The following is an 11724-nucleotide window of genomic DNA, read 5'->3' on the forward strand; positions in this document are numbered from 1 at the left end:
CCCCGCTGCGCCGATTCGCTCGGCACAGCGGGGTTTGTTCGTCTCGGCCGCTGCTAGAGGGTGACGAGCCGGTTCGGCATCGTCATCGCCGCCGCCGCGAGCAGCTGATCCAGCGCGCGCTCGACGTCTTCCTTCCACAGGTGGTCGCTATCGAGTTCCAAACGCAGCCGCGGAAAACGATGATGCGCGGCAACCACTTTGAAACCGACCTCCTCCAGGAAATCGGCATCGATCATGCAGGTGTCCGGTGCGCACCCCGCCGACGGCGGCGGAGTCTTGGACGCACGCGGGGGAGTGGGTGCGATGCGCTCCAGCAGCGTCATGGAACCGAACCGGTCCGCCATCGCGGTAGCCGGTGGATCCCAGCGCATTCCGAACGCCTCGATGGCGCGCACACCACGACGCACCAGATCGGCTACCACGGCCGAAATGAGCTGCTGGGCGACATCGGTGTCCTGATAGGGACTTTCGGCCCGCAGCGTGGTCAGCAGGACGGCATCCGGGCTCACGGGGGAGGTGGGGAAGAGCCCGGCGCGCGGCACCCGGCTCGGCGGTGAGTACAGCGCCACCCCGGCCGACTGTCCGTCGACCAGAGCGACCTGCCCACACGACCCCCACTCCAGGAGTACGGTCGAGAGCCAGGCCTCCTTTTCGAAGACCGGGTCACTGAATTCGCGGGAGTCCGCTGCCACTGCCGGATCCATCTCCCAGAACACGCACCGCCGCGCGTGCGAGGGGAGTTTGTCGAGTCCGCCGAGGGTCAATGCGGTAACGCTGGTCGACACCGCTCTGCTCAGCCTCCAGCTGTCCGATTCATCCACACTCACGCCGCATCGATATCTACTCGCCAGCAAGAATAAGCGATCAAAGCAACACGCCTCTCGGGGCCTGGGATCGTGTACGTCACAGTGACGTTTCAGCCTCGACCCCAGAGTAGGGCCGATTTCAAAGCTTGGATTGCTCCATCAGGCTGACAATTCGCTCGAGATCGTCAATGGAACCGAACTCGACGGTGATCTTGCCTTTGCGCTTACCGAGCGCCACCGTGACGCGAGTGTCGAAGGACTCCGACAGTCGCTCGGCGACATCCTGCAAACCCGGCATCTGAATCGGCTTACGCTTCGGCGCCGGGGGAGTGACCGCGCTATCGGGATTCCGATTCGCCAATTTGACGGCTTCCTCGGTCGAGCGAACCGACATGCCCTCCGCGACGATCCGCTTCGCGAGCTCCTCCTGCGCCTCGGCTCCCGCCTCCAGCGCGAGCACCGCACGGGCATGCCCGGCGGAAAGCACGCCGGCCGCTACCCGGCGCTGCACCGGAATCGGAAGTTTCAGCAGGCGAATCATATTCGTCACGACCGGTCGGGAACGGCCGATTCGCGAAGCCAATTCCTCATGGGTGACGCCGAATTCCTCGAGCAGCTGTTCGTAGGCCGCCGCCTCTTCGAGCGGATTCAACTGCACGCGATGGATGTTCTCCAGCAGCGCGTCCCGCAGCAGCGCATCATCCGCGGTCTCCCGGACGATCGCCGGGATGGCCTCGAGTTCCGCCTTCTGGCTCGCCCGCCAGCGCCGCTCACCCATGATGAGCTGATACTGCGGCTCCGGCACGGTCGCGATCTGACGCACCACGATCGGCTGCATGAGACCGAACTCTTTGATCGAGTGCACGAGTTCGGCGAGCGCCTCGTCATCGAAAACCTGACGCGGCTGCTTCGGATTGGGCACGATCTGCTCGGGCGGAATCTCCCGATAGACCGCGCCCGCGTCCACCTCGTCGACCGCCGCCGTCGGCTCCTCCGGATCCGGAACCCGATGCAGGAAGGCCGAAGCCGGCTGCGGGCCGATCGGATCCAGCCCGATGACGACATTGGCTGCGGCGCTGCCGAGGCCCCCCGGTGTGACTGCGGGTCCGGTAGGGATCAGCGCGGCGAGACCGCGTCCCAGTCCACCCTTCTTCGCCTGACTCATCGGTCTAGGACCCCTTTCGTTGTTCACCATGCACCGCAGCCGCGATTGTCATTACACACTGGATCCGGCGTCGGTGGTCGGCACCGGCTCCGGGCGCGCCGCCTTGGCTGCCATCTCACGTCCCGCATCCAAATAGCTCATGGCGCCACGTGAACCCGGATCGTAATCGAGCACGGTCATGCCGTAGCCCGGCGCCTCGGAAACCTTCACGCTGCGGGGGATGACCGAGCGCAGCACCGCGTCACCGAAGTGCGCGCGCACCTCCTCGGCCACCTGGTCGGCCAGCTTGGTGCGGCCGTCGTACATGGTGAGAACAACGGTGGAGACATGTAATTCGGGGTTCAGGTGCGCCTGCACCAGACCGATATTGCGGAGCAACTGACCCACGCCCTCCAGTGCGTAGTACTCGCACTGGATCGGAATCAGCACCTCCTTGGCCGCCACGAGCGCGTTCACCGTGAGCAGGCCGAGCGAGGGCGGGCAGTCGATCATGACGTAGTCGATGTCGTATCCCGCGAGGTTCGCCTCCTGGATGGCGGCCTTCAACCGGCCCTCGCGGGCGACCATGGAGACGAGTTCGATCTCGGCACCGGCGAGATCGATGGTGGCCGGAATGCACAGCAGCCGTTCATTGTGCGGGCTCTGCTGGATGGCGTCACGGACGGTGCACTCGCCGATGAGCAGTTCGTAGCTGGACGGAATGCCGGAGTGATGCGGGATGCCGAGCGCGGTGCTGGCATTGCCCTGCGGATCGAGATCGACCACGAGCACGCGCATCCCCTGCACCGCCAGCGCGGCCGCCAGATTCACGGCGGTGGTCGTCTTACCCACGCCGCCTTTCTGATTCGCGATGGTGATGACACGCTGTTCGCGCGGGCGCGGGATCGCGGTATTGCCGGGGTGCAGAACCTGGCTGGCGCGCTGCGCTTCCGCTGCGATCGGGGTCTCGGTGGGGGAGATATTTCCGAACGGGGTGCGGCTGAACTCCTCTACATCGAAAGCTCCGGTATCGAGCATGCCGGGCACCCGGGACGTTGTTTCCCGTGAAACATTCGCCGGACCGTTGGACATACAGGCTCCTAACCCCGAGAACTCAAAGACACGTGGCCGAGTGGATGCGCGTAGGGAAGGCCGCCGGGCACCGCCACTGTGGGGCACTCACGCTCGACGTTCATAGCTTGCCAGTACCGGACACAATACGGAAGTTGAACAGCAATCCCGCACCCGCGACACGCATAATCGATCACCCCGAAGGGAATTCGCGCGATGTTTCACGGGAAACCATGCCGGACAAAGACTCTGCGGCGGGGGTCGGACGGAGTCGCGGCCGGGATCAGCCGACCAACCAAAACGGGAACGGGCGCGACGGCGGGCCGGCCGTCGCGCCCGTTCCCGGGACGCGGTGGGGGAGTAGCTACTTGGCGGAGAGCGAGCTCAGCAATCCGGCGAGCGGGTTGCTCCCGGAGGAGCCGGTGCCCCCACCCGGGGTAGTCGGCTGAGTCGTCACAGTGACGGTGGTCGACTTACTGCTGATGATCTCCTGGGTCGCCTTCAGCTCATGCGAACCGGTGGTGCTGGGCGTCCACTGGATGGTCGCCTTGCTATTGCTCACGTTCGCCTTGCCGATCTCGGTGCCGTTATCGGTGAAAGTCACCTGGAACAGCATCGAGGTGAAGGTGACGTCCGCGGTGATGGTGTAGGTCTGGCCGACATACAGGGTGGTGTCCGAAACGCTGATGCCGTTGACGAGAGCGTTGGCCTGGGGCGCGGTCACCAGCGCGGTCGTGGCCAGTGCGCCCAGCAGTGCGACGCCGAAACCGGCACGCCGTGTGGTCTTCATGAAAACTCCTGTGCTCCGATCCCACCTCGGTGTGGGTGACCCGGACAGTACCGAGCCGGGGCGCGGCGCACAGGGGTTTTGAAAGAATAGTGTTTCAACTATTTCTTCGGGCGCGCTTTACGACGATCGGCCCGGGGGAGCTTCTCCGCACTGATCACCATGGTCGGCGTCTCCAGCACTCCCACACCGCATTCGAGCACCTCGGTCCTGCCCGCACCGGCCTTGGCGAGATCATCGCGATCGCGCTCCAATTCCTCGACCGCGCTGATTCCCTTGAGCGCCAGCATGCGTCCGTGATCGCGCACCAGCGGCATGGACCAACCCGCCAGCTTCGCCAGGGGAGCGACCGCGCGGGAGGTCACGACATCCGCGCCGCCCGCCTCCTTCTTCACGCCCGGCTGTTCCGCGCGCCCGCGCACCACGGTCACCCCGAGCCCGGCGGCCTCGATGAACTCCGCCAGGAAAACGGTCCGTCGAAGCAGCGGCTCCACCAACGTGATTCGGAGATCCGGGCGCGCGATGGCGAGCGGGATACCGGGCAGGCCCGCGCCGGAACCGATGTCGACGACGGTCGCGCCCTCGGGGATGAGCTCACCGATCACCGCGCAATTGAGGATGTGCCGATCCCATAGCCGGGGCACCTCGCGAGGTCCGATCAACCCGCGCTCGACTCCCGCACTCGCGAGCACGGTGTAGTACCGGCGCGCGATCTCCAATCGATCGCCGAAGATCACCGCGGCTGCGGCGGGCGGCTCGACAGCGAGATCGGTCGACTCGGTGCCAGGTTCCACGTGAAACATCCTTCCCAACTGATGACGAAAAGCGGTCGACTCGGGACAAGCGTAGGGCCCCCGGTCTGTTCGACGCGGGGGCCCCGGCTTCGGTGCGGTGTGCGTGTCACGCGGGGAGGACGACGACCCGTCGGCTCGGCTCCACGCCTTCGCTTTCGCTGACGACACCATCGACGGCGGCGACCGCGTCGTGCACGATCTTGCGCTCGAACGGGGTCATCGGGGTGAGCGCCTCGCGCTCGCCGGACTCCAGCACGCGCTTGGCGGCCTCGGTGCCGAGCGCGCTCAACTCGCTGCGACGGCCCGCGCGCCAGCCCGCGACATCGAGCATGAGGCGACTGCGCACGCCGGTCGCCTGCTGCACGGCGAGGCGGGTCAGCTCCTGGAGAGCGTCCAGAACCTCACCGCGGCGGCCGACCAGCTTCGCCAGATCCTTACCGCCGTCGATGCTCACCACGGCCCGATCGCCTTCGACATCGAGGTCGATGTCACCGTCGAAGTCGAGCACATCCAGTAGCTGTTCGAGGTAGTCACCGGCGATCTCGCCCTCTTCGATGAGCGCTTCCTCGGCATCCACCACGGGCTCGGCCGCCGCCGCGGTCTCGGTCTCCGGTGCCGCCGCCGTCGCAGCCGTCACTGTGGGGTCCCCTCCGTCGGTTTCAACAGTCATGGTTGTTTCCTTCATCTGGAGTTGTAGAGAAGATCAGCGACGGCGCTTCTGGTTGGCACGCCCGCGATTGCCGGACCGCTTCTTCTGCTGGTTCGACTGTTGATTCGACTTGGCGGAACCGTTCTGGCCGGCCTGCGGCGCATCGGTCTTGGCCATATCGACGCCATTGGTGTCGGCCTGCGCGGGTGCGTCGACGACCGGCTTCTTGCGGGTGTCGACCGGCTTCGCGCCCGGCTTCGGAGCGTTCTGGGCGCGACGCTCGATGGCGGCGTCCTTCTTCTCCTTCTCTTCCTTCTCCATGCGGCCGAAGACGAGATGCTGCTGCGCGTAGGTCCAGATGTTGTTGGACACCCAGTAGATGAGGATGGCGATCGGCAGGAACGGGCCACCGACGAGCACGCCCAGCGGGAACACGTACAGCGCCAGCTTGTTCATCATGGCGGCCTGCGGGTTGGCGGCGGCCGCCTCGCTCTGCCGCTCCACCGAGGCGCGCGCGTTGAAGTGCGTCGCCAGGCCCGCGATGATCATCAGCGGCACCGAAACCGCGATGATGGCGACCTTGCTCGGCATACCGCCGTACTCGGCGAAGGATTCCAGCACCGCGTTCTTCTCGGTGATGAAGCCCGAGAGGGGAGCACCGAAAAGCCGTGCGGTCAGGAAGGACTGGACGTCGCCCGCGCTGAAGAAGTAGTTCGCGGTATGCGCGTTGTCGTACGGCGTCATGCCCAACTGGCCGATACCGGTGCCGGTCCGGTTGAACGAGCGCAGCACATGGAACAGACCCAGGAACACCGGAACCTGCAGCAGCACGGGCAGACAGCCCATGAGCGGATTGAAGCCGTGTTCCTTCTGCAGCTTCTGCATCTCGACCGTCATCTGCTGACGATCGTTCTTGTACTTCTTCTGCAGTTCCTTGATCTGCGGCTGCAGTTCCTGCATCTGCTTGGTGGTGCGGACCTGCTTCACGAACGGCTTGTACAGCACCAACCGCAATGTGAACACGAGGAACACCACGGCCAGCGCCCAGGCGAAACCGCTGTCATCGCCCAGCGCCCACCCGAAGACGCGGTGCCAGAACCAGAGGATTCCCGACACCGGGTAATAGATGAAATCGAGCACGGCGTTATGTACTCCCGTCGTTCGTCTCGCCGGTCACCGCGGACGGTGACCCTTGTTTGGCTGCTGCCGCGTGCCGGTGACGTGAACGTTCCGGTACGGGGTCCCACCCACCAGGGTGCCAGGGTGCGCATTTCACGATTCGCACGGCTGCCAGTCCGAGTCCGACGAACAGACCGCGGGTGCGCAGCGCGGTCACCGCGTACTCACTACAGGTGGGAGTGAAGCGGCACACCGGCATGCGGGTGGGGGAGACATAGGTCCGATACAGCTCGATGAGGAATATCAGAGCTTTGGCCGGGAGACGGGCAGCGGCGCGCAGGACGTTCATGAGTCGCTGCCAGCTGTTCCCGATTCGCCACCGGCCGGACCGGATTCGCTGAGGGTGCCGAGTTTGCGCAGGCCGCTCCGGATCTGACGTTCGAGATCGACGGAAGCGGCGTTCGCCGCGCCCGGCAGGGCGCGCAGAACGATATCGGCGCCCGCGGGTAGATCCACCGCGACGCTCGCACAGATATGACGCAGGCGGCGGGCCACCCGGTGGCGTACCACCGCCGGACCCACCGCCTTGCTGACGATCAAGCCGAAACGCGGACCGCCCACCCGAATGGATGGTTCCGGTCCGCTCGACAGATCGTCGTGTAGCAGTACGTGCACAACGAGATCCCGTCTCCCGATCCGCCGGCCCTGGCGCACCGTCCGGGAAAAATCGGTACGACGGTGCAGCCGATACGGCTCAGGCAGCACTGATCTCGAATCAGGCCGTCAGAGACTTACGGCCCTTGCCACGGCGCGCCGAAACGATGGCGCGGCCCGCACGGGTACGCATCCGGAGACGGAAGCCGTGGACGCGCGCCCGACGACGGTTGTTCGGCTGGAACGTCCGCTTGCCCTTGGCCACGGTCAACACTCCTCATAGGTGGCGGGCGTCGGTTGACGCCCGAAGCTTTATCGGTGAAACGGTCTGCGATCCGGCGAATCTGAGATCCGCGGACGCAAATACCCTTATCGGCACGGGCAGCAGACAGCCGCCACCGCACCATAGGGTGACTGTAGAAGGGTACTTATCTGCTGGACGAGGGTCAAACTCGGGGTAAGAGCGCACTTTCCGGGGCTGAAAAGCCGGTTCGACCGAATGGCCCCGCTTCATGTACCGTCCTTCGAGGCGTTGGAGCGACCTAGCGTGTAGTTGCCAGCTGATTGCTGAAGAACCGCAGGTCTGCGCCCGAATAGGGGGATTCGACGGGATGCGACACGCATCCCCAGGTTGTCCACATCTGTGGATAATTGTGTGGAAACACCCTTGGAGTGGCATATTCGTGGGGCTGACGGTGCTCGCCGACACCCGGTTACCTGGGGGAATCGAGCAGTCGCCGCCCGTCTGCTCCAATCGACCTTGCTCCGGGGAGGACTCCGTTCGTGAACGACGAGCAGAATGTGCTGACAGCTGTCTGGCCCGAGGTGATCGCGGAACTCGCGAGCGGCTCCGCGGACGGAGAGATCCAGCCGGTCAGCAAGGCGCACAAAGCCTGGCTCGGCATCATCGAACCGATCACCTTCGCGCAGGGATTCGCCCTGCTCTCGGTGCCCGGAACCATGGCGCAAGAGGTGGTGGAACGCGATCTCCGCGAGCCGATCCTGCGCTCGCTGGCCCGGCGCGGACTTCAGGTCGAGGGCCTCGGCGTGCGGATAAGGGCACAGCAGAACTCCCCGGTCGACCGCTCGCCCAACGCACCCCGGCACGCCCGCATGACCTCCCGGCCGGAACGCCCGCGTGAGCCCGATCACGCCCCGATGAGCTACCAGCCGGCACCCCCGGCACCGGCTCCGGTTGAGCGCCAACAGCCCCACTACCAGGCACAGCCGGACTATCCACAGCCCCGCTACGCCCCTGCACAGGACTACCCCGCGGAGTACGGCGAGCGCGAATCTTATCCACCGGTGGAATTCGGTCAGCCACAGATGGCCGAAGAGTTGCCGGTACCCGTTCCGGAACCGCAGCAACCGCCGCGACGCCGGGAAAACCATCGCGCGCCGAACCTGCCGCCCGGCCAGGAGTCGCTGTTCTCGCCCGAAGCCGATCCGGAACCGGCGCATATGGCGGCGCAACCCGCCCATATGCCCGCACCGCCGCCCCCGCCCATGCCGTCGCAGCCCGCGCGCAGGCCGGTGGACGAGGATCACGAGGACGACGAACCGGTCGTGAACGCGCGCAATTCGTGGCCGACCTATTTCAACAAGTCGCCCGAGCGCGAGACGCCGCAGCCGTCGTCGGCGAACAGCCTGAACGCCAAGTACACCTTCGAGACCTTCGTCATCGGCGCGTCCAACCGGTTCGCACACGCCGCGGCGGTCGCAATCGCGGAGGCGCCCGCGCGCGCCTACAATCCGCTATTCGTTTGGGGCGCTTCGGGTTTGGGCAAAACCCACCTGCTGCACGCGGCCGGGCACTACGCCCAGCGGCTGTTCCCGGGCATGCGGGTGAAGTACGTGTCCACCGAGGAATTCACCAACGACTTCATCAACTCGCTGCGCGACGACCGCAAGGTCGCGTTCAAGCGCCGCTACCGCGAGACCGACATCCTGCTGGTGGACGACATCCAGTTCATCGAGGGCAAGGAAGGCATCCAGGAGGAGTTCTTCCACACCTTCAACACCCTGCACAACGCGAACAAGCAGATCGTGGTGTCCTCGGACCGGCCGCCCAAGCAGCTGGCCACCCTGGAGGAGCGGCTGCGCACCCGCTTCGAATGGGGCCTCATCACCGATGTGCAGCCGCCCGAGCTGGAGACGCGCATCGCGATCCTGCGCAAGAAGGCGCGGATGGATCGCCTGGATGTGCCGCATGACGTGCTCGAACTCATCGCCAGCCGGGTGGAGCGCAATATCCGCGAGCTGGAGGGCGCGCTCATCCGGGTGACCGCGTTCGCCTCGCTGAACGGGCAGCCGCTGGATCTGTCGCTGGCCGAGGTGGTGCTGCGCGATCTCATGCCGGACGCCACCACCATGGAGATCACGGCGTCCACGATCATGGCCGTGACCGCGGAGTACTTCAACACCACGCTCGAGGAGCTGACCGGTCCCGGTAAGGCCCGCCCGCTCGCGCAGGCCCGGCAGATCGCCATGTACCTGTGCCGTGAACTGACGGACCTATCGCTGCCCAAGATCGGCCAGGCGTTCGGCCGCGACCACACCACGGTCATGTACGCCGACAAGAAAGTGCGCAAGGAGATGACCGAGCGGCGCCGGGTGTACGACCAGGTTCAAGAACTCACAGCCCGGATTAAACAGCGTTCCCGCTGATCCACAGCTAACAGGCCCCCACGTCGTCTGACGTGGGGGTCTTGTGTTTTCGGGGGTGTGGATTCCTCGAGGAATCCTCGAGGAAACTGTGTGGAATCCTCGAGTTGTGCACCGGTTTACCCACAGGGCTCTACTAACAGGGGTGCACAACCGGTAGTGCACAGTTCCCACAGGTTGCTTCATCCTCGAGGTCTGACCTGGGCGGATGCGAGTTGTGCCCTGTGGATTCCTCGAGGAGTCCCATGGGAGTCCTCGAGGAAACTCGTAGTTGTCCACCGATTCGCCCCCATGTGCGCAGGTAGGCCGGAAACCGTGGAGCAACTCGAGGATGGCTCGAGGATGGATGTGGAAACTGGCGGTGACTCCACAGCCATCGGCTGTTCATCCTCGAGACACCCTCGAGACATCCACACGCCGCCGCACCCTCGGACCTGCGGAAAGGGGGGAAGTCCACAGATTCCACAGTGCCTACTACTACTTCATTTCTCTCTAATTAGAATTCTCTTCTAAAACAGGTGTGTGGAAACTCGGCTTGGGAGCGAACGGTTCGCCGGGAGCGGTTCCCGGCTCGTGCACAAGGACGCCTGGAGAAGAACGGACACCCTGGACTCAGTTGGACCCTCCGCCCCGGCGCGCGCAGATCGCGGGTACGGTTTGATGTCGGCCCCCTGTGCGAGACTGCATGGGTTCCAGGGGGAAGCAGCCCCTGACGAATTCACTGATCACTACTGATCGAGACTGGGAGAGGAACAGACCGGGCGATGGAGCTTGCAAGCATGAAGTTTCGGGTCGCTCGCGAGGACTTCGCCGAATCCGTAGCCTGGGTGGCCCGCAGCCTGCCGTCGCGGCCTCCGGTGCCTGTGCTCGGCGGTGTGCTCCTCGTGGCCGATGAAGATGGTCTTACGGTGTCCGGCTTCGACTACGAGGTCTCCGCGCAGATGCGTGTGGCCGCCGAGGTCGCCGGTCCCGGGCAGGTACTGGTCTCGGGCCGCCTGCTGGCCGACATCACCAAATCACTGCCCAACAAGCCGGTGGACGTATCGGTGGACGGCACCCGCGTGCTGATCGCCTGCGGCAGCGCCAAGTTCTCGCTGCCCACCATGCCGGTCGAGGATTATCCCCAGCTTCCCGAACTTCCTCCCCAGACCGGTGATCTCGCGGTGGATCTGTTCGCCGAGGCGGTCGGTCAGGTCGCCGTCGCCGCCGGCCGCGATGACACCCTCCCCATGCTCACCGGCATCCGGGTCGAGATCGAGGGCCCGAAGGTCGTCCTGGCCGCCACCGACCGTTTCCGCCTCGCCGTGCGCGAGCTGGAGTGGAATCCGGGTCGCGCCGATGTGGAGACCGCGGTGCTGGTCCCGGCTCGCACGCTGTCCGAGGCCGGTAAGACGCTCGGCTCCTCGGATCAGCCGGTGCAGCTGGCGTTCGGCACCGGCAGCGATGGCCTGCTCGGCATCGTCAACGGCGGTCGCCGCACCACCACGCGCCTGCTCGACGCCGAATTCCCCAAGTTCCGCCAGTTGCTCCCCAAGGAGCACACCTCGGTGGCCACGCTCTCGGTGAGCGCACTGGTCGAGGCCATCAAGCGCGTGGCCCTGGTGGCCGAGCGCGGCGCCCAGGTGCGGATGGAGTTCTCCGAGGAGGGCCTGCTGCTGTCGGCCGGTGGGGATGACGCCGGTCGCGCCGAGGAATGGCTGGAGGCCGACTTCCGCGGTGAGGGGCTCACCATCGCCTTCAATCCGGGCTACCTGGTCGACGGGCTCGGTGCGCTGCGCACCGATAAGGTGACCTTCGGATTCACCACCCCCAGCCGTCCGGCCGTCTTCGTGCCCGCACCGGAAGAGGATCCGGCACAGCTGGATTCGGGTGCGTTCGCGGCGCTGGCCAGCAGCTACATCTACCTGCTGATGCCGGTGCGACTGCCGGGCTGATCGGCGATCGGTCGGCCGAACACTGTGCACAGTGTGGGTAAACCTGTGAAAAACTCGGTGCGCGTTGGGGTTTCACCCCGCGCCGCCGGGTTTTTTCGCTGC

General features: G+C 65.4%; 12 protein-coding genes. 2 read left to right on the plus strand and 10 right to left on the minus strand.

The genetic code is table 11. From position 1 onward, the window contains the following. Positions 1 to 53: 53 nt before the first annotated feature. From ACFC0O_RS24310 to rpmH, 10 genes are all read right to left on the minus strand, one after another. Positions 54 to 785, minus strand: coding sequence for a GNAT family N-acetyltransferase (locus ACFC0O_RS24310; protein WP_364637940.1), 732 nt, complete (start codon positions 783 to 785; stop codon positions 54 to 56). Between the two features lie 160 nt (positions 786 to 945). Further along, positions 946 to 1971 carry a ParB/RepB/Spo0J family partition protein gene (locus ACFC0O_RS24315; protein ID WP_375961506.1) on the minus strand — a complete coding sequence of 342 codons (1026 nt, stop codon included), beginning with the start codon at positions 1969 to 1971 and terminating at the stop codon, positions 946 to 948. 51 nt (positions 1972 to 2022) lie between these two features. Next, positions 2023 to 2988, minus strand: coding sequence for a ParA family protein (locus tag ACFC0O_RS24320; RefSeq protein ID WP_375963794.1), 966 nt, complete (start codon positions 2986 to 2988; stop codon positions 2023 to 2025). 397 nt (positions 2989 to 3385) lie between these two features. Then, the gene (locus tag ACFC0O_RS24325; RefSeq protein ID WP_375961508.1) at positions 3386 to 3811 is read right to left on the minus strand and encodes a hypothetical protein; all 426 of its coding nucleotides are present in this window, start codon (positions 3809 to 3811) and stop codon (positions 3386 to 3388) included. Positions 3812 to 3909: 98 nt separating this feature from the next. Then, positions 3910 to 4611: a 16S rRNA (guanine(527)-N(7))-methyltransferase RsmG gene (gene rsmG, locus ACFC0O_RS24330; protein ID WP_375961511.1), complete on the minus strand. Its 702-nt coding sequence runs from the start codon at positions 4609 to 4611 to the stop codon at positions 3910 to 3912. A 97-nt stretch (positions 4612 to 4708) separates the two neighbouring features. Further along, entirely contained in the window at positions 4709 to 5272 is a 564-nt protein-coding gene (locus tag ACFC0O_RS24335; protein WP_375961513.1) for a protein jag, read from the minus strand. A 33-nt stretch (positions 5273 to 5305) separates the two neighbouring features. After that, the gene (yidC, locus tag ACFC0O_RS24340) at positions 5306 to 6391 is read right to left on the minus strand and encodes a membrane protein insertase YidC (protein WP_375961516.1); all 1086 of its coding nucleotides are present in this window, start codon (positions 6389 to 6391) and stop codon (positions 5306 to 5308) included. A 4-nt stretch (positions 6392 to 6395) separates the two neighbouring features. Next, entirely contained in the window at positions 6396 to 6719 is a 324-nt protein-coding gene (gene yidD, locus ACFC0O_RS24345) for a membrane protein insertion efficiency factor YidD (protein ID WP_364636821.1), read from the minus strand. Beyond that, positions 6716 to 7135, minus strand: a complete 420-nt coding sequence (rnpA, locus tag ACFC0O_RS24350; protein WP_364636823.1) for a ribonuclease P protein component — start codon at positions 7133 to 7135, stop codon at positions 6716 to 6718. Before rnpA ends, yidD begins: the two co-directional genes overlap by 4 nt. Positions 7136 to 7145: 10 nt before the next feature. Next, positions 7146 to 7289 (minus strand): 50S ribosomal protein L34, encoded by a 144-nt coding sequence (rpmH, locus tag ACFC0O_RS24355; RefSeq protein ID WP_083898281.1) that lies wholly within the window; start codon positions 7287 to 7289, stop codon positions 7146 to 7148. A 518-nt stretch (positions 7290 to 7807) separates the two neighbouring features. Here rpmH and dnaA point away from each other — a divergent pair. Then, complete coding sequence (dnaA, locus tag ACFC0O_RS24360) at positions 7808 to 9691, plus strand: chromosomal replication initiator protein DnaA (RefSeq protein WP_375961521.1); 1884 nt, start codon at positions 7808 to 7810, stop codon at positions 9689 to 9691. A 761-nt stretch (positions 9692 to 10452) separates the two neighbouring features. After that, positions 10453 to 11622, plus strand: a complete 1170-nt coding sequence (dnaN, locus tag ACFC0O_RS24365; RefSeq protein WP_364636827.1) for a DNA polymerase III subunit beta — start codon at positions 10453 to 10455, stop codon at positions 11620 to 11622. Positions 11623 to 11724: the final 102 nt, after the last annotated feature.

The organism is Nocardia sp. NPDC056100 (assembly GCF_042266325.1).
In the GTDB taxonomy this organism is placed as follows: domain Bacteria; phylum Actinomycetota; class Actinomycetes; order Mycobacteriales; family Mycobacteriaceae; genus Nocardia.